Annotated in this window: 23 protein-coding genes; 1 reads left to right on the top strand and 22 read right to left on the bottom strand. The window is 38.5% G+C overall.

Features of this window, described 5'->3' with window-relative positions:
* Positions 1-46: 46 nt before the first annotated feature.
* The 15 genes from DESPCE1_RS0104295 to DESPCE1_RS0104225 form a co-directional block, all read right to left on the bottom strand.
* Positions 47-880, bottom strand: a complete 834-nt coding sequence (locus DESPCE1_RS0104295) for a methyltransferase domain-containing protein (protein WP_019849604.1) — start codon at positions 878-880, stop codon at positions 47-49.
* Between the two features lie 140 nt (positions 881-1,020).
* A complete protein-coding gene (locus DESPCE1_RS0104290; protein ID WP_019849603.1) occupies positions 1,021-1,452 on the bottom strand; it encodes a GNAT family N-acetyltransferase in 432 nt (143 codons plus the stop codon).
* A gap of 97 nt (positions 1,453-1,549) precedes the next feature.
* Positions 1,550-1,915 carry a GNAT family N-acetyltransferase gene (locus DESPCE1_RS21740; protein WP_242835358.1) on the bottom strand — a complete coding sequence of 122 codons (366 nt, stop codon included), beginning with the start codon at positions 1,913-1,915 and terminating at the stop codon, positions 1,550-1,552.
* A gap of 182 nt (positions 1,916-2,097) precedes the next feature.
* Entirely contained in the window at positions 2,098-2,547 is a 450-nt protein-coding gene (locus DESPCE1_RS0104280) for a GNAT family N-acetyltransferase (RefSeq protein ID WP_019849601.1), read from the bottom strand.
* Between the two features lie 275 nt (positions 2,548-2,822).
* On the bottom strand, positions 2,823-4,208 hold the full coding sequence (locus tag DESPCE1_RS0104275) for an FtsW/RodA/SpoVE family cell cycle protein (protein WP_019849600.1): 1,386 nt from the start codon (positions 4,206-4,208) through the stop codon (positions 2,823-2,825).
* Complete coding sequence (locus DESPCE1_RS0104270) at positions 4,192-4,539, bottom strand: PadR family transcriptional regulator (RefSeq protein WP_014792818.1); 348 nt, start codon at positions 4,537-4,539, stop codon at positions 4,192-4,194. Before DESPCE1_RS0104270 ends, DESPCE1_RS0104275 begins: the two co-directional genes overlap by 17 nt.
* A 174-nt stretch (positions 4,540-4,713) precedes the next feature.
* The gene (locus DESPCE1_RS0104265) at positions 4,714-5,580 is read right to left on the bottom strand and encodes a metallophosphoesterase (protein WP_019849599.1); all 867 of its coding nucleotides are present in this window, start codon (positions 5,578-5,580) and stop codon (positions 4,714-4,716) included.
* A 144-nt stretch (positions 5,581-5,724) separates the two neighbouring features.
* The gene (locus DESPCE1_RS0104260) at positions 5,725-6,165 is read right to left on the bottom strand and encodes a DUF4275 family protein (protein ID WP_019849598.1); all 441 of its coding nucleotides are present in this window, start codon (positions 6,163-6,165) and stop codon (positions 5,725-5,727) included.
* Positions 6,166-6,267: 102 nt separating this feature from the next.
* Entirely contained in the window at positions 6,268-6,654 is a 387-nt protein-coding gene (locus tag DESPCE1_RS0104255) for a nucleoside 2-deoxyribosyltransferase (RefSeq protein WP_014792815.1), read from the bottom strand.
* Positions 6,655-6,766: 112 nt separating this feature from the next.
* The gene (locus DESPCE1_RS0104250; protein ID WP_019849597.1) at positions 6,767-7,294 is read right to left on the bottom strand and encodes a GNAT family N-acetyltransferase; all 528 of its coding nucleotides are present in this window, start codon (positions 7,292-7,294) and stop codon (positions 6,767-6,769) included.
* Between the two features lie 30 nt (positions 7,295-7,324).
* Complete coding sequence (locus tag DESPCE1_RS0104245; RefSeq protein WP_019849596.1) at positions 7,325-7,777, bottom strand: hypothetical protein; 453 nt, start codon at positions 7,775-7,777, stop codon at positions 7,325-7,327.
* A 631-nt stretch (positions 7,778-8,408) separates the two neighbouring features.
* A complete protein-coding gene (locus DESPCE1_RS24145) occupies positions 8,409-8,945 on the bottom strand; it encodes an aminoglycoside 6-adenylyltransferase (RefSeq protein WP_019849595.1) in 537 nt (178 codons plus the stop codon).
* Between the two features lie 30 nt (positions 8,946-8,975).
* Positions 8,976-9,329 (bottom strand): nuclear transport factor 2 family protein, encoded by a 354-nt coding sequence (locus tag DESPCE1_RS0104235; protein ID WP_019849594.1) that lies wholly within the window; start codon positions 9,327-9,329, stop codon positions 8,976-8,978.
* 181 nt (positions 9,330-9,510) lie between these two features.
* Entirely contained in the window at positions 9,511-9,720 is a 210-nt protein-coding gene (locus DESPCE1_RS0104230) for a DUF6366 family protein (RefSeq protein ID WP_019849593.1), read from the bottom strand.
* Between the two features lie 312 nt (positions 9,721-10,032).
* Complete coding sequence (locus tag DESPCE1_RS0104225) at positions 10,033-10,491, bottom strand: hypothetical protein (RefSeq protein WP_019849592.1); 459 nt, start codon at positions 10,489-10,491, stop codon at positions 10,033-10,035.
* Positions 10,492-10,507: 16 nt separating this feature from the next.
* Between DESPCE1_RS0104225 and DESPCE1_RS24140 the strand changes: the two genes are divergently transcribed.
* The gene (locus DESPCE1_RS24140) at positions 10,508-10,558 is read left to right on the top strand and encodes a CRISPR-associated DxTHG motif protein (RefSeq protein WP_083838579.1); all 51 of its coding nucleotides are present in this window, start codon (positions 10,508-10,510) and stop codon (positions 10,556-10,558) included.
* Positions 10,559-10,725: 167 nt separating this feature from the next.
* Here DESPCE1_RS24140 and DESPCE1_RS0104220 read toward each other — a convergent pair whose 3' ends face one another.
* From DESPCE1_RS0104220 to DESPCE1_RS0104190, 7 genes are all read right to left on the bottom strand, one after another.
* Positions 10,726-11,205: a GNAT family N-acetyltransferase gene (locus DESPCE1_RS0104220; RefSeq protein ID WP_019849591.1), complete on the bottom strand. Its 480-nt coding sequence runs from the start codon at positions 11,203-11,205 to the stop codon at positions 10,726-10,728.
* A 264-nt stretch (positions 11,206-11,469) separates the two neighbouring features.
* Positions 11,470-11,871, bottom strand: coding sequence for a hypothetical protein (locus DESPCE1_RS0104215; protein ID WP_019849590.1), 402 nt, complete (start codon positions 11,869-11,871; stop codon positions 11,470-11,472).
* A 285-nt stretch (positions 11,872-12,156) separates the two neighbouring features.
* Complete coding sequence (locus DESPCE1_RS21735) at positions 12,157-12,534, bottom strand: hypothetical protein (protein WP_019849589.1); 378 nt, start codon at positions 12,532-12,534, stop codon at positions 12,157-12,159.
* 226 nt (positions 12,535-12,760) lie between these two features.
* Positions 12,761-13,195: a DUF4362 domain-containing protein gene (locus DESPCE1_RS21010; RefSeq protein ID WP_019849588.1), complete on the bottom strand. Its 435-nt coding sequence runs from the start codon at positions 13,193-13,195 to the stop codon at positions 12,761-12,763.
* A 156-nt stretch (positions 13,196-13,351) separates the two neighbouring features.
* Positions 13,352-13,717 (bottom strand): toxin-antitoxin system HicB family antitoxin, encoded by a 366-nt coding sequence (locus DESPCE1_RS0104200; protein ID WP_019849587.1) that lies wholly within the window; start codon positions 13,715-13,717, stop codon positions 13,352-13,354.
* A gap of 534 nt (positions 13,718-14,251) precedes the next feature.
* Positions 14,252-15,079 (bottom strand): RNA methyltransferase, encoded by an 828-nt coding sequence (locus DESPCE1_RS0104195; RefSeq protein WP_019849586.1) that lies wholly within the window; start codon positions 15,077-15,079, stop codon positions 14,252-14,254.
* A 329-nt stretch (positions 15,080-15,408) separates the two neighbouring features.
* A complete protein-coding gene (locus tag DESPCE1_RS0104190; protein WP_019849585.1) occupies positions 15,409-16,878 on the bottom strand; it encodes a serine hydrolase in 1,470 nt (489 codons plus the stop codon).
* Between the last annotated feature and the right edge of the window lie 280 nt (positions 16,879-17,158).

Genomic DNA, 17,158 nt, shown 5'->3' with positions numbered 1-17,158 from the left:
TCCATAACCCACACATGGACATGCAGCGTTTAGACCCGAAGGACTTCTACTTTTTCTTACACTGGTATTTCTGAGCAATAATCTTATTCATCGCATGTTGGTGCGGTAAACCAGAGGAATCACAGTCAACAATCACTTCTGAGCATTCTTGAATCAGCCAATCATGATAATATGTGAACAGTTCTCCTGAAACCCATTTACATGCAGTCGGCTCCTTTTCAGGGGGTGGATCTATAAATGGTTTGTTTACGAATACATTAAAAACGTGCAAACCACTGGGATTGGTAAATTGTTTATAGTTGCTAAACATTTCTTCCCGCAATTGAGGTTTCACATAATGAAAAACACCACTGGAAAATAGAATATCAAAATTAGTATCCAAGCGGAAATCTAAAATATCTGCCTTAAAAACTTTAACTTGGACACCGGCATTGTCAGCGAGACGTTTGGTCTTCTCAATACCAGCATCAGAAATATCAAATGCAGTTACGTCATAACCATTCCTAGCAAAGAATACAGCGTCCTTCCCTTCACCGCATCCGATATCTAATAGTTTTAAATGAGTAGATGGCGGCATTAATTCAAGTACACGTAAACACGTTTTTGAAGGCACCATACCCCAATAATATTCCTGAGTTTTATATTCTTCTTCGTAGATGGTTATTTGCTTATCATAAGAGATGTAACCCAGTAATTTATCAATACTTATGTCCAATACTTGTGACAACCTTGGCAACAGAGTTATATCAGGTAAAGTCTGAGCCGTTTCCCACTTTGAAACGGCTTGAAATGTCACTCCCAGCTTTCTAGAAAGCTCCTCTTGTGTAAACCCTTTTTCCTTACGATATCTGCAGATATTTTTAGCCAATTCCTCTTTCATATTTTCACGCTCCTCTCTATATGACTTATTTTATTGTTCGGAAAGGTTCGTTTCAATAACTCAATAGTTGAAAATCCAGTATATTCAACCTATGGTTGAAAAACCTTAAGGATTAAACGCTCGTTTCTGGCTCACCAAAATTATTTTAACTTCTTCTTAAATCCCTTATATACTTCCGGTCTATATCCTACAGATTCATAAAAATTACATGCATCAATTCTATTCGCTTCAGTAACAAGAATTATTTGGCTACATTTTTCTACTGCTCTTCTTTCAATCTCTGATATCAAAGCCCTGCCAATTCCACGATTTCTATGGTCTTTATCGACTATCATATTTTCAAGAACCAAAAACGATTTACAATCCCCATACAATTCTTGACAAATCACCCCCATAACAGAACCAATAAGCTGGTTATCCTCAACTGCACTAAGTAATATATGAGAACCATTTTCTTGAAACTTCTTAAACTGCATGTACATCGTATCAATTGAGGATTCCTCACCCCAAAATTGTTTATATAATTGAGCCAGTTGAGGAATATCCTCTATAATCATGGTACGCACTATCATTGAAATCTTCAACCTTTCTTAAAATGCTAGACCTCCCCAGGATTCCTGAGCATCATTACGTTCATATGTTCTAACTTTCTCATCGGCGCACCCCAAATTACTTATGTACCTTATACAATAATTGAGGTATCATACGTCCCCTTTTAAGTAATGATTCAACTTCGCCAAGAAAAATGGCACCTAGCTTTATATAAAAATCTTTTGCTTGTGGGCTTGTTACTATCACGAACTCACGAATTCTTAAGTTTTCACAAGTAATATCCACCATATGGTTCCATAATAATTTTCCATACCCCTTACCTATGCATCGGGGTTCGATAAAGAAGTATTCTAAAGAACTCACTTTATCGTTTACTAACAGACCATAGAACCCAAACACACCACAATGATCCTCAATCACATAAGTCTCATTATTCTTTATAAAATATTCAGTTACCTGATACATTGATTTGAACTTTTCCATATAATCGGAGTCATATCCCCAATAGGCCTCGGAATGATAAGCTATGTCCGAGTAATAATTGCCAATCATAAGCCTTGGCTCGACGAATATTTAACATTGCCTTCTTTCCTTGCTTAAATTAAATTCCTATTCAATGCAACCAATGACCATGCTCATAATCTACCGACAAATCGGAATTTTTCCTACAAGCTTAGCTCCATACCTTCCGCTGTCTTTGAAAATCCCAGCTTATAATATAATTGTTTGCCATCTTCAGTTGCATCTAGACTTAAATGGGTAACACCTTTCTCTTTCGCTTCCAATATCAGGAGTTCCATCATCTTTTTCGCAATCCCTTGTCTGCGATATGCATCCCGCGTATAAACATTCATAAAATGTGCACGCTTGCCCGTAGGATGACTGAATGTTGGCATTACATGGATATAACATATCGTCGCGCAACCAATAGGCACCATCCCATCCATTGCTACTATCGTAGTCTGATTTCCGTTAACAAAATAATCTTTTGTAATATGTCTGAAACCCTCATCAAATTCAGTAATATCCAAATTATTGACTTTCATGAGCATTTCATACCGCAAGGCTAATACTACGTCCAAATCAGCCGGAACTGCCCTTTTTATGCTTATCATTGATCAAGATCACCCCCTTAAGATGGATGATGGTCCACACCTCATGTGCTCCCGGGCCCCAAATTCAGCCGAAAATCAATTTTACTTTGCTAACCTTCCAAAACCTTCTAAAGGCCAATATCGAATGAAACCTTCCCTACGATCTTCGTCTTAGGCAGTACACCCCAGTATCACATAACGTTTGAGGGTTTGCGATGTCGGTTATTACATTCATAGTACTCCCCGATGTCGCAAACCCTCTGCTAAATGACGCTCCCGTCCTTATTCCAGCCAATTTATTGAGCTGCTTTAAGATTGATTATAATCTTTCCATCCTCATATTGAATTAAGGGACTAGACTTTATTCCAGCTACGCCAATGTTATCCCTTACCAAACCACCGGTACGGAATATTGAAAGCAAAAATCCTATCAGACACATATTTATTAACAAGGCTCGCCCGCCATAAGAGATTAAAGGTAATGACACAGGACCAAACAGTAAAAACCCTAAATTAGAAGCAACAAATGTCAAAAATTGTATAGCAAATGTTAAAATAATCGCTAATGAAACTAACTGACTAAGGACACTTTTTTGTCTTTTACTGATGATGACAGATCGAACAATAAAGGCTACAAAAACAAGTAGAATACCGATCAATAAAATCCAGCCAAATTCATAAGTCAAGTAAGTTAACAGGAAGTCAGTATTTATTCCAGGTAAAATCTTTGCTATCGGATATTGTCCATAATCAGTTACGGGTAACCCCTCACCAAATAGTTGTGAATGAAGCAGTAACCTTCGGATAAGAGTTGGCATATATCCGACTCCCATGGGGTCTGACGACGGATTCAATGCAAGTTGCAGTCTAATTCTAACATAATCTTGATTTATCATCATAAAAAACATAGTTAAAAAAATAACCGCGGAGGAAAGATATAACATAAGCAAAGCGTATAATTTTCTTACGTTAAACCATCCTTTGGCAATGGCAACTGTCAAAATAATAAGACAGGAAGTACCAATCAGAAAAAGAACCGTTGAGTTATGGATAAGTAATATTAAAAATACCGGGACAATTACTGACGCCCCACAAAAAGCAAGACCCCAATACCCCTCATTCCGCATCCTGTAAACAAGCCCAGCAAATATGGTGGGAAATAACAGCAACGGATAAATTACGGTATTATACCCGGCAGCTCTGACACCGAAAAACCAATAATCACCTAAGGTTATGGCAATGAGCAGCAAATAAATAATCAATGAGTATTTCCCTACGATCGTAAAATCCAAAAAATAAGCGACCAGAAAAACTATAACGGCCAGTCCAACCCAAGTAGCCTGTCTGTAGAACATTTCCATTCCATTGTTGATATCCGTTCCCACAATGAATTGAAGAGAGAGACCCAAAATAATCAGCATTGCTGTCATGGCCAGCAGCGGCCAATCCGGCTTGGGCCTATGAGTACGGTCAAGCTGCTCACCGACCACCACAGGATCACCCATTTCTGCTATAGCCTTAATCGTAGCCGTTTCCTCGTCAAATCCGTCTCTTTGAAACGCATCCTTTTGATCAGCCAGGTGGTTTTCGATTTCTTCTAAAACATAGGTTTGAGCCCTTTTCCATCGTATCTGCTGGCGGACAGTTTCCAAATAATCGGCAAACTTATTTGACTGTAGCAAAGTCTACACCTCCCAGGACATTATTTACGGCAGAGGTATAAACTTTCCATTCTTTTGTTTTCTCGCTCAAATACTTGCGGCCTGTTTTTGTAATACTGTAGTACTTACGCACCCTCAGATTGCCCGAGTTTTTTTCGTAAGAAGTGAGCATATTTTTTTGTTCCAAGCTGTGGAGTAGCGGATATAATGTTCCCGCTTTTAATTCAAATATGTTCTGCGATTTCTTGCTTAGTTCTTCAATCATTTCATACCCATACCTATCCGTTTCTTCCAGTAGTTTTAGGATAAGCATGGTGGTGCTACCGGTTAATAGACTTTTATCAATTGACATAAGAACAGCCTCCTTATATAGATGATCTATATAAGGGTATGATATATCGACAATCTATATATGTCAATAAATTCGACTCTTTGAGTTCCCAAATGTCACCCCCGGATTCGCTGTATCCGATGCCGTACGCCCTCGTTCTAGAGGCCGCCATGGATGGCGGTCCCTTATATACATCTACTTATTAGATAAAGTAATTACTGATATTTCAGGTTTATTAAAAACTCGAATGCCAAAGTTGCCGTTTCCTAATCCTCTATTGACTATCATATTTCGATCCTCAATAGAATAAATACCTCCATAATATTCAGGAAAAAAATCTCTCTCCGGTGAAAGCAGCCCTCCTTTGAATGGTATCATTACTATTCCTCCGTGAACATGACCTGATAAGGTTAAATCTGCTCCCCACTTAGCATAAGTAGTAAAATACAAAGGATTATGAGTTAAGAGGATATTATACTCATTGGAATTGGAGCTACCCAGCGTCTCCTGCATTGTGTCAAGATCATAATAAAGATCTTTTGTATAAGGATCATTCCTATCTTTATAATACTTGAGATTGAACCATAATCCGTACAAATTAATATGATCGTTTCCTCTCTCTATTTTAACCCCTTCATTATCTAAGACTGTAATTCCGTTATTATTAAGAAATTGAACAATTCTATAATCCATTAGAATTTGTTCATGATTACCAACTATATAATATATTTTGTATCGTTTAGCTAAATCAGCTGATAATTGATAGAAGACATCATAATTTTCATCAGAGGTATTGACCATATCACCCGTCATTACAATGATGTCAGGTTCTTCTTTATCTATTATTCGAATCAGTCTCCAGCTCTCCCTGCCAAATTGTTTGCTATGCAAATCAGATAACTGCAGAATTTTGAAATTATTAAATTCAGCCGGCAACCGTGTCGTGCTAATTTGATACCTGGATACTCCCACCGTGTTATTACCGAAATATAAAGCCCCAATAATCATTATCAAAACAACAATTAGAAAATGTTTTATCTTCTTTTTTCTATTAAACTTCATTTAGATAGCCTCCGTCGGAGATTAAGAAACTCCTCTGTTATTCGATGCTGTATACCCCCAGACCCAGAGGCCGCCAATGACAGGGGCCCCTTGAACTTCCGCATATTTTGGTACGCTTTAATAAGAAATGCGTGCCAAGTAATTTTATATTTTGGTATCTTTCCGACCAAAGTATGGTCCACATAGCAAAGTTTCATGTGTCTTCACATAAGTCCAGTTAAACTCTTTATCTACGACATAGATATCATATTCGTCCTCTAAATCTTCTGAGTCCAATATATATGCATTCTCAAGAATCAAAGCATGATCTGTGCGTTCCCAAAAAATATAGCAGGAGCCTTTATTCTCATTATTAAAGGCTTTTTCAGCTTCTTCGCCCTTTAGACAATCTCTTTTCTTATAACTAAACAAATGCCATAAGTATCCGCAAAATTCACTATTGTCCCAGAGACAGATATTCTTTTTCTCTTCGTTACTTAAATGATTAGCAAAATTATTTTCCCACTGCTTTCGTAGGAAAGCTCCCCTCTTCGGCATTTCAGTTACCTTAACCTTCTTATTTTTAAGCATATTTACTATCTCCATTATCTACCCTTCCTTATAGCTTTGTCACACAATTCCTTACAAGTATACACCAGCAAAACACTCCGCAATCCGTGCATGGATGCGCGGCTCTGGAACAATGTGTTATCCATTAAACATTGTTTCTATATCCTCAAGTTGTTCATAAATAAGCACTTTTTTTGAAATCCCGAGCATTGTATTTGAGATTTCAGAACCCTTCTTTGCAATTATGTAAACTGGTATTCCTTTTGCATATGCATACCCTGACTCTATTCCTAAACCAACACCTTTTTCGGTTACATCGATTACAACAACGTTGCTCGAATCGATTTCTTTGAAAGTTATTTCCATTAGTTCGTTTGGAGTAACCGTCACTGATCCCCATTTTTCTATGTCTCGGATAATGCAACTGGTCTCGTACCCTGCACCTTCGAGAATCGAAGATATTTTTTCGATTATAACCCTATTTCTGCAGTCATGATGATACTTAATTCCAATATATGCTTTCATAAGTCAACTCCAAATAATAAGTATGTTTGTTAGAAGCTGGGCGGTACGCGCCCCCGGAGCCAAGCATGTACAGCTGCCACACATCCAGTGCTATGCGAATGATCTCATTATGTTAGAGTAATTTTTCATATAATTTAAACCAATTTAATCCGTAGTTTCCTAATCCTAAGTCAACCGTATCAATATATTTAAAACCACATTTTTCATACAACCTTATGGCAGGTATATTTCCTTCGTATACATCCAAACGAATTGATTTGACTTGTGATTCAATACCATGTTCCATTGAAAAGCCAATCAATGCATTACCTACACCACATTTCCAAAATTTGGGTGTACAACAAATGTAATGTATAACAAAAACGTCTGAATAGTCAGACTCATATTCCCATTTAGCTTTATAGTATGCAACTTCAGGTACATGATTTAAAATAACCGAACCAACTATTTTACCATTATATTTTGCCACATAGAGATTACTCCGCTCTATTCCATCAATTGCATCTTGTCTTATAGGATAAACCCCCTTTTTCCATCCAGGAAAGTTTATTCCTTTTGCCAAGTGGTCATTCAAATCATTATAAAGCTGTTCTAATTCATCAATATCATTTGCTTGTCCCAATTCAATAGTAATATCCATAATGTAACCTTCCTAAATTTACCTTAGATTTTATGAGTAACATTTTTCGAAATTACTTTTATCTTCTATATCTCCATTAGATCCAACGATTGATACAAAGCCTTTGTTCTTCTTGAAATAAATCTTTCTCCCATATACTCCAAAAGAATCAATATCAACCCATTTTAACAAACTCGGAAACGGATTTAAAATTATAATTCCTTCTTCTCTTATAATTTTTTTACTTATTAAACTATGACTAATCATATATACACCTATCAGAAAAGTGGATATAGCATAGTATCCGTATCCTTCACCTCTTATAAAAAATAAATATATACATCCTACAAAACAAATTAGGCTTAATGCAGCATAGGGAATTGTCTCAAAACTTTTTATCCTAAATAAAATTCTCCCGGACTTTTTTATTAAAACCAATAAAACAATAAGCATTACTAAAGGTAAGAGTCCAATTAAAGTGCTTAATATAATTTGTGAGTTCATACCTTTTAACCATCCTAACTAAATATTTTCAATAGAATTATCTCAAATAGAATATGTAGCTTTTAACACTTCACAAAGACAACACATTTGCTTATAGGGGTGTCGTTTAACGTTCTAGGTATTCCCGACATCCCCCCGCCTTAGATAGCTCTTGCCTTAGGTGGGGAAATGTGGTGCCTGAACCTTCCTCAAACTTTCGCATCTGACCTGCGAAGTCATCTTTGCCGATAGTTTTTCTGTTTTAAATAGGTCCTACCAGATCACCTCCTTAGACGACAGCTCAAAATCGTACCAGTGACGATTTTAAGATTTATCAAGGCGTGGTAGCTATAGACAGCTTGTCCTCCCCTCAAATTCCCAAGCGCTTGGGAATTTGGTCCATTAATGGGAAACTGAGAAATACTTAAAAATACACTATCTATTTCTCGTATATTCCGCACATGGATGAGCGGCTCTTTGCGTACAGTTTCGGATAATGTCCTGGGGAGCCCCTCAGCGTCCCAACCACATTCATCATCCTCTAGTTGAGGAACCCTCAGTTATCAGATGCCATACGCCCCTGGATCCTGAGGCCGCTATGGGCGACGGCCCCTTGAACCTCCGTGTCTTTTTGTACGCATATTTAATTGCCTCAGGAATACATTTCTGTTGCCGTTTTTGGTAACTCTCTTACATGGTTTAAATGTGCGGTCACACGTCTATCGTCACTATATGGATATATAAAGCCAAGTTGGTCTGCAACCTTTTCTGCCATAATCCTAAATAAATTGCCTGACGTAAATAAAGCTTCCCATAGGTTTTCATAGTTACTATCACAGTAGGTTTTGAGGTACATATCCCAAACTTCTGCTTCAATATACTTCTTAAAATGTTTCCCGCATTTCCCTACGCTAATAGTAAAATCCGTCTTTATGCCTATATACCACGATATCATTTTAAAAAGCATATCCCTAAGAAGCCTATCATACATGCACATGGCGTATGGTAGTTCATCACGCCATATTCCTTTGGCTACATAAGTACATATCCACCAAAACTCATTACAACAGTCATTGTAAATTTTCTCGGTCGGCTGCTTAACAATAAAATCGGAATCACTCGCAGGGGGAAACGGTTCTATAATTGCGTCTTTATCTAGAAGAAGTAGACTTTGGCTCTCTCGTTTCATAAAGCTGATTTTGTCAACTTGATACTCGTATTATTCAATTGGTAAATTGTGCTGTTTTAAGAAAGATAGTTTATCCCAGTAACCTCTCTGAAATAATATCTTATTATTCACTATCTGAAAAAAGCCACAACCTCTCAAACCTAATGGGTCACGCCACTCCAGAATTGCCCATTGTCCATCTTCAAAAATATTTTCAACAATACAAACCATTTTTGCTTGAGAAAACTCTTTTTCAAACATTTTCTTTATAGCCTCTTTACCGATAACTGGCTCATTAGCAACCTGGTGGTTTATTGCATTATCTTCATATAGATTTGCAATAGTTTCTGTATCTGCATTGTTAAATGCATCAACCCATTGACAAAGTATTTCTTTTGGTTTCATATAAGTTACCCCCTGTTATGTAATAATCTTTACTTCACCTTGCTCTACAAGTACGAAATAAGCTCTTGTCTAAATCCCGCCATGGACGGCGGACCCTTGAGCCCTTCGTCTATTTGTTTCACATTCTATGAATACCTCGAAATAAACATATACGGGTAACTCAATTTTACTCAAAATATTTTTACTTGTTTATGAGTTTAAAAAGAAAAAATAAAACCACAATGATTATAACTGTAGTAATAATCTGATTAAGGCAACCACCTTGTGTTAGTCCCCTTAAGTCACCAAACTGTGCACGGTTTACTGAGTCTGCAAAATTTATCATTGGATTTTTTCTATATTCTTCTCTTTTGCGTTTCTCATGTTTATCCTGTTCATCTTTTATATCCAAAATTTCACCTTCCTGTTATTTTAGTCAGCGGTGAGTTAGCTACAAAATCCTACAAGTGTGTAAAAATCGCACCGATTCCTAATCCGCGCATGGACACGCGGCCTTTGTGAACGGTTTCGGATAACGCTTCATGAATTCCCAAAGTCTGGTTATTACACTAATAATATCTCAGATTTTGGGAATTCGCTGTCAGGCGACGGACCATGCCCCAAACTCAGCGACTACCATGAATGGAAATCCTAAAACAAATTCAAATTTTACTATGTTTATCTTCAAGATTTCGTATATGCTTGTTTCATATACTTCTGTTAATCAGAATCCAGTTTCATAATAATACCAATTATCTATAATCTTCTCGGTATACATCCAATTATCACTATTTGGATTTTCCCACTTTTCCTCCCATCTCCAACCATCCCCATCTGGTTTAAACTCCACAGGTTGAGCTTGAAATCCCAAAGGCTTATCATTACTGATGTAATAGAAACCATAATAGACAGAATTCGGAACTAATCCACTTCCAGAACAATAGAAATCAACAAATTTCTCTTTGTTACGCAGTGGATATGGGGTGATCTTATTTATTCCTATTATTTTGCTTGCTTTCTCATATGTCTGGTTCTTGATGCATTCGTTTAAAAAACCTTTATGGGTATATACAATGAAGAAAATTTTCTCTTTCTTAAAACCAAAAAACGACATTATAATAATTAAAATAGAGATAAAAATGATTATATTCTTATATCTTTTGATATTTACATGCTTCAACATCTGAAACACTTCCTTCATTACACACGGATTGAATTATCTCGGTACCCTTGCATGGTCTGTCGCCTAACGTTCAGGAGTTCCCGACGCGCCCTAACCACATTCATCATCCTCTAGTTGCGGGAATTCTGTGTTATCCGATGTCGTACGTCCCCAGATTAAGGGCCACCATGGACGGTGGACCCTTGAGCCTCCGCATTTTTTAGTACGCTATGTAAGAATATCGCGTAATAAACTTCAACAGTTTGTTTCTAAGCCGTTTGAATTTGTACTCAAAGAATTTATAAAATCATCTTTTTTAAGTACTATAGGAGTAACGGAATCCTTATAAAAATTTATTGGCTCTCCTACTACTTTACCTCCAAACTTTTCCAATATGCCTACAGTAACATCTCTTGCTTCAATAAAAATTTTCTCAGCACCAAGATTGAAAACTTCATTCAGTGAAAATATGGCTAATTTTTTACCTATGCCTAGGCCTCGCATTCTTTTATTAACTGCAAATCTCCCCCAATGCCATTCTTCTTTTTCAATCCAACTAGCTACTATACCAACAATCTCCGAATCAATTTTTGCGTACCACCAAATTGGTTTTAAGTCTTCATTTATATAATGTAACTCTACCGGAATATTCTGCTCATCAGTAAAAACTTCTCCCAATAGAATAAGAGCTTTTTCCTTATAATTTCGTGGTAATCTCTCTATTATGAACCCCATGTTATTATTACTTCCCTTCTTACTGCATTACTAAAGAGAGTCCTTACTTCGTAATATCCTACAAATGTGCTATAACCAGCAATTTCTCAGGCTAATCCGCGCATGGACGCGCGGCCCTGCATACGGTTTCGGATAACGTTCCGAGGAGTCCCGCAGCATCCCAATCACATGCATCATCCTCTAGTTGTGGGACTCCTCTGTTATATGACGGTTCCTGCCCCGCGAAGCCGGACTACATACCGATATATCAATCATATTCATCGTTCAGTTTGCTTTATATTCAATTTGCTTCATATGAAGAATCATTAAAAAGTTCTCCTCTATATCTCCCTTTTCCACTTCAGTACTTTCGATTTCTGATAATGTTGTTTCGTTAGTATCCAGATTTGTCGTCCTGATAGAAGAACCATCGAGTTTTATCTCAAAAGAACCTTCTTCACTTGTTGCTAGATACATATATAAACCGTCATCATCTAAAATAGATTCAAGATACTCAACTTTTCCTGTTTCAAGATTGGTTATTTTTACTTTTTCATAACCCTCTCTTTGTTCCATAATTTCTGTCTTATAGATTTGATGTGCTGATATCTTTATATTAGCAAAGTAAGATGTCGTACAAGCTAATAATAATGAGACCACTAAAACAAAAAATATAGTCCTTTTCATTAAAAACTCCCCCAATACAATAAAGAACAGTTTTTGTGTTCCCGCAGCATCCTAACCACATGCATCATCCTCTAGTTGCGGGACTTCTCTGTTATATGACGTTTCCTGCCCCACGAAGCCAGAGCGCCATGGACGGCGCGCCCCTAGTGTTCAAGCTGTCGCACATTATAAGAAGAAGTCATGACTAAAATGCAAATTATGTTCGTAATCCCACTTCAAATCTGATTTTATTTCTTTTACTTTAGTCAACTAATAAATCAGAGAAAAACATACCTTCAATTATATTTACAAAAATAGTTCCGTTATCGTCTTTAATGGTATAGGCTTTGCCTCCCAATATACAGTATCTTTATTCGCAGAAATATCCACCTTTTCACCGTTTTTTAAGTGATATGTAATAGTTATAAACGGAGCTTCTTGTTCAAGTATCCCTAATTGGTTATTCAAAAAACTCAGCATATTTACAGCCTTTTCAATATCTTCGTATTCAGTAAATGTTCGTATATCATCAGTTAAATTAGTGTCAGCTATCTCAATGTAAGAAACATCTTCCTTTTCGGGTTGCCCAATTAATGGAATACCATACAACCAAAAGAAACCAATAGAAACGAATACCATGCTTAAAACCACTGGAAGAATATACTGTTTAATTATTTTCTTCATCTTTTCGCAACCTTAAAAAACAAAACTATTCTACTGCACATTTTCTACAAGTACGAAATTAAGTTCTCATCTAAATCCCGCTATGGACGGCGGGGGTCTTGCAGGAAATGGCATATAACGTTTTGGGATTCCCGACACGCCCCAACTGCTTGCATCATCCTCTAAGTGTCAGGAATCCGGTGTTATACGATGCCACGGCAAAGAATAACCCTAACATTAGTTTAAATCACTTTGGCATAGTAAAAATACAAGTTTTAAAACCTCCATTGTCTATAAGATAATAGTTAATGCCATCTTCATTTTCTTCTCTACTTGCCTTTATAATCTCGGCGTTAACTCCAGCAAGTATATCTTTAGAGTCATCATTTGAAGGTCTTGCAAATGAATAACTTAATAGCTTTCCATCAAATTCAATAATATACATTGCCGGATTATTCTTGGTATTATACTTATCAATTTGAACTTTTGTCTTTTCTCCTCTATTAATACTATCAATAAACTTATCAAGTCTATCGATATTATAAATCTCACCTTCTGATACAACTACATCGCCATTCTCTATCGCTTTCTTAGAACTATAATATGGAGAAAGAGCAGAGCAAGCTGTTAAAAATATAATCAAACACACAAAGAATAATGAGAAAATCGTAAATCTCTTCACGTTCCTTACCACCTTGTAACTAATTATAAAATACTTTCTCAAAAACCATTAGAACCCAGTGGTGTCGTATAACGTTTTGAGGGTTTGCGACGTCGGATTAATACCCAAGATGTATTCCCCGATGTCGCAAACCCTCTGTTATATGAGTCGGCTATCTTATAATCGATACCCAATTCCTTTAGATAATTGATGAATTATCAACTGATTCAAACTTACATTTTCATCCTTAGCCATTTGTGAAAGAGTACGATGTAATGATTTAGGCATCCTAACTCTCAATTGCCCCGAAAATTCATCAGTTGTGGGTTCAGGAATTTCTCTGCCTAATTCCAAGCTCGCCTCAATCCATTCCCTTTTCGCACCGCCTAGATTCTCAACTGCTTCTTCTAAAGATTCACCGTCTGACATGCAACCAGGAAGTAAAGGTATTTCTGCAAACCACCCGTCACCTTCTTCTTGAGAGAGCTTCTTAAGTTTAATTTCATATTCTAGGTTGAGGTAATACTCTAAATCTTTGCCCATCATTCTTCGCCCCTATCTAATCGTTGGATCGCACTAATCGCTTTCTTTACATAAACTGCCTTAATGGGTCTGTTCTTCGGTATAGTCAAAATATCGGGTAGTGAGCTATGAAAATATGTGTAATGACTCGATCCACCCTTGGGATTTCTGCACTCAAAACCATAGTACTTCAAAACTTTATCTATATCTTCAAATTTAACACTTTTGGGCTATTGACTATCTCTGCAAATAGCTTGTCTAGTTTAGTCATTATATCTCCCCTCCATTATATGATACCACATATGGAACCATGAATACATACGATAATTTTTTCGACCCTTAAAATTATAAAGCAAACCGATTTCATATAACGTTTCAAGGAGTCCCGCAGCGCCCCAACCACATGCATCATCCTCTAGTTGCGGGACTCCTCTGTTATATGACGGTTCCTGCCCCACGAAGCCAGAGTGCCATGGAGGGCGCGCCCCCAGACAACTCCTAATCAACTAGTTCACAGTTTAGGAATTTTACGATGCACTATAAGAATATAAAAATTTACCGGGCTCTGAGTTGCCAGAAAGCCACTGCGCTTGCTGCAGCAACATTCAGCGAGTCCACGTTATGGGACATGGGGATACGAGCGGTGTAATCACAGTGGGCAACCGTGTTGGGTGCCAGTCCATTACCTTCTGTACCCAGTATGATAGCAAGCTTTTCCTGAGCGATGAGCTGCGGATCGTCTATGTTGACAGCGGTATCACTTAAAGCCATGGCAACGGTCTTAAAGCCCAGCTTGCGCAGACTCTCCATGCCAGGCTGCGGCCACTGTGAGGGCTCGCTGCCAATACGGGTCCATGGCACTTGGAAGATAGTTCCCATGCTCACTCTCACCGCACGCCGACACATTGGGTCACAGCATGAGGGGGTAAGCAGCACGGTATCGATGCTTAGTGCCGCAGCCGAGCGAAAAATGGCACCGACGTTGGTAGAGTCCGCAATACCTTCAAGCACAGCCACTCGACTTGCACCAGCACACGCCTCCTCAACGCTGAGTAGATGAGGACGCCGCATGGCACACAGCACACCGCGGGTCAGCTGAAAGCCAGTCAGCCCTGCTAGCAGGTTGCTATCGGCAGTATAGACGGGGATATCTCCGCAGCGGGTGATTATATCGTGTGCCTGCCCTTTAATGTATTTGCGCTCCATCAAAAGTGAAATAGGCTCGCATCCAGCGTCGAGGGCAAGTCCAATTACCTTGGTACTCTCAGCAATAAAGATGCCCATCTCCGGCTCCAACCGGTTGCGCAGCTGCGTTTCCGTCAGGCGAGCAAAGACATCCAAATTGGGCGATGAAAAATCGCTTATCTCAATGATATTTGACATTTTATCTCCTTATGTTCGAGGTTAGTGGAAACATATCAAACCTTGATTTTTTATAACATAAAATCCTACAAGTATGAAATAACGCTCTTGTCTAAATCCCGCCATGGACGGCGGGCGTTCCTGCTGAAAATGTCATATAACGTCCTGAGAATTGCCGAAGCGTCCTAACAACATTCATCTTTGCGAAGTTTCGGCAATTCTCTGTTAAATGAAGTTGGTCGCCCCCATACTCGAAGTCGCCATGGAGGGCGACTCCTCAAATCCCAAATAATAATACAAAATGAACTTAAAACATCACATTATGCTCAAAAGGCGAACGAAGATTATGCTTATTTTCGGGATATAGCACTAGATCGACGAGCATATGCAAACCATGTGATAGATGCAGCCAATAGTGTCAACGAAATGAAGATTGTAAGAATACTATATGTTTGCCAAACGAGAATCGTTGGCCAATCGTGTCCGATGAACATTGGGAAAACCCAACATAATAAAGTACTCATGGCAATAGCAAGCGTCAGCCAAGCAACTGTTATTAATATTTTCTTTTTTGTTATTGGTTGCTGCTCATTCTTTCTCTTTCTGCGCAATCCCAAAATAAAGAATACCACCGCCAACAAGCTGGCAATCATTGTTGCGGAGGAAAGTGCTACATCCAAAAGCTGTGTACCGCTCATTGTATATGTTTGAGATAGGTTGCCGTCCAGAATCTCTTTGATATTCATCACCAAGCCAATATTCGTGCTTGCACCGTTGGATAAAAGACAGATGGCTATTTGCTCATTCGGAAATATTGCTACTTTGGTTGCGAAATTGGGATTGCCCCCCGAATGCTCGATTATTGTTTTATCGGCATTTACCATCCATCCAGCCGCATAATACATTCTATTGATATCTAAAACTGTCATATTTCCTTGATGTGAGTTCCTAATAATCGCTTTGAACACGTCGGGTATATCTTGTACAACGCCCATCTGTATGCCCATCCAACGCGCCATATCCGTCGTACTGGATATGATATATCCCGCTGGCTTGTTACCGCCAAAATCCGGCGCATCATATGGAGTTGTTGTGAAAAAAGAAGTACGATAGCCTTGCGCCAGTTGCCCTATTGCTTGCGCATCTTCTTTGTAAACGTAAGTATGAGATAACCCTAAGGGCTGGAACACCTGCTCCGTCATAAATCTTTCATAGCTTTGATCCGACACAACCTCAATAACCAAACCTAAAACGTCATAATTTACAGTCCCATAATTGTATTGCTCGCCGGGCGCAAATGCCAGTTCAGCATCCACCAACATTTCTACGGTTTTTCTCAGCATATCCGGCGTACTCCCTTGCGGAATGTTTTGAGCATGCTTGCCATTTGTCAAGCCGCTGGTATGATGCAAAAAGTGATTAAGCGTAAGGCTATGCATATCAACAGGTGTCCCTTGATACTTTAATGTAAACCAAGGTAAATATTTTTCAATAGGGTCGGTCATGGACAGTAGCCCCTGCTCCTCCAACAACAAAATACCCGCACCGGTAAACGCCTTACTAACCGAAGCCAGTTCATATAGAGTGTTCTCACTCGCGGGCAACCCTCTCTCTCGGTTTCCGTAACCGGAAGAAATGTAAAGCGTTTCATCTCCGTTGATGATTGAAGTTGATATGCCCGGTACCCCAGATATACGACAGGCATCATCCAACAATTTTTGTATTGCTGCAGACTGCGTGTCTGATAATGCATAAACCGGTACTGTGAATCCGGTGAATAGTATAAGCAGTGCTGCCATAGTAACGATAATATTCTTCATTCTAAATCCTCATTCTAAAACCGTCCACATTATATAAATAACTGGAACTTTAAATCGTAAATTCCTTCAAACCTACTTACACAACCCGCGCCATGACGGCACGGCTTTGCGACCAATTTCATTTAACGTTTCGAGGAGTTCCGCAGCGTCCTAGCCACATGCATCATCCTCTAGTTGCGGGGCTCCTCTGTTATATGACGTTTCCTGCCCCGCGAAGCCAGAGTGCCATGGAGGGCGCGCCCCCAGACAACTCCTAATCAACTAGTTCACAGTTTAGGAA

Origin of the sequence: Desulfitobacterium sp. PCE1, from assembly GCF_000384015.1 — a bacterium.
GTDB classification, from domain to species: Bacteria; Bacillota; Desulfitobacteriia; order Desulfitobacteriales; family Desulfitobacteriaceae; genus Desulfitobacterium; species Desulfitobacterium dehalogenans.
This window is presented reverse-complemented; position numbering and strand designations above follow the sequence as displayed.

Coding starts and splice junctions, on each gene's coding strand:
- DESPCE1_RS0104225 (WP_019849592.1), bottom strand. CDS start 10,491: ATGTTGAAGCATGTAAATATCAAAAGATATAAGAATATAATCATTTTT.
- DESPCE1_RS24145 (WP_019849595.1), bottom strand. CDS start 8,945: ATGAAACGAGAGAGCCAAAGTCTACTTCTTCTAGATAAAGACGCAATT.
- DESPCE1_RS0104190 (WP_019849585.1), bottom strand. CDS start 16,878: ATGAAGAATATTATCGTTACTATGGCAGCACTGCTTATACTATTCACC.
- DESPCE1_RS0104295 (WP_019849604.1), bottom strand. CDS start 880: ATGAAAGAGGAATTGGCTAAAAATATCTGCAGATATCGTAAGGAAAAA.
- DESPCE1_RS0104270 (WP_014792818.1), bottom strand. CDS start 4,539: ATGTCAATTGATAAAAGTCTATTAACCGGTAGCACCACCATGCTTATC.
- DESPCE1_RS21735 (WP_019849589.1), bottom strand. CDS start 12,534: ATGAAGAAAATAATTAAACAGTATATTCTTCCAGTGGTTTTAAGCATG.
- DESPCE1_RS0104280 (WP_019849601.1), bottom strand. CDS start 2,547: ATGATAAGCATAAAAAGGGCAGTTCCGGCTGATTTGGACGTAGTATTA.
- DESPCE1_RS0104200 (WP_019849587.1), bottom strand. CDS start 13,717: ATGGGCAAAGATTTAGAGTATTACCTCAACCTAGAATATGAAATTAAA.
- DESPCE1_RS0104235 (WP_019849594.1), bottom strand. CDS start 9,329: ATGAAACCAAAAGAAATACTTTGTCAATGGGTTGATGCATTTAACAAT.
- DESPCE1_RS0104260 (WP_019849598.1), bottom strand. CDS start 6,165: ATGGAGATAGTAAATATGCTTAAAAATAAGAAGGTTAAGGTAACTGAA.
- DESPCE1_RS0104290 (WP_019849603.1), bottom strand. CDS start 1,452: ATGATAGTGCGTACCATGATTATAGAGGATATTCCTCAACTGGCTCAA.
- DESPCE1_RS0104215 (WP_019849590.1), bottom strand. CDS start 11,871: ATGAAAAGGACTATATTTTTTGTTTTAGTGGTCTCATTATTATTAGCT.
- DESPCE1_RS0104255 (WP_014792815.1), bottom strand. CDS start 6,654: ATGAAAGCATATATTGGAATTAAGTATCATCATGACTGCAGAAATAGG.
- DESPCE1_RS0104220 (WP_019849591.1), bottom strand. CDS start 11,205: ATGGGGTTCATAATAGAGAGATTACCACGAAATTATAAGGAAAAAGCT.
- DESPCE1_RS21740 (WP_242835358.1), bottom strand. CDS start 1,915: ATGGAAAAGTTCAAATCAATGTATCAGGTAACTGAATATTTTATAAAG.
- DESPCE1_RS0104250 (WP_019849597.1), bottom strand. CDS start 7,294: ATGGATATTACTATTGAATTGGGACAAGCAAATGATATTGATGAATTA.
- DESPCE1_RS0104265 (WP_019849599.1), bottom strand. CDS start 5,580: ATGAAGTTTAATAGAAAAAAGAAGATAAAACATTTTCTAATTGTTGTT.
- DESPCE1_RS0104245 (WP_019849596.1), bottom strand. CDS start 7,777: ATGAACTCACAAATTATATTAAGCACTTTAATTGGACTCTTACCTTTA.
- DESPCE1_RS0104195 (WP_019849586.1), bottom strand. CDS start 15,079: ATGTCAAATATCATTGAGATAAGCGATTTTTCATCGCCCAATTTGGAT.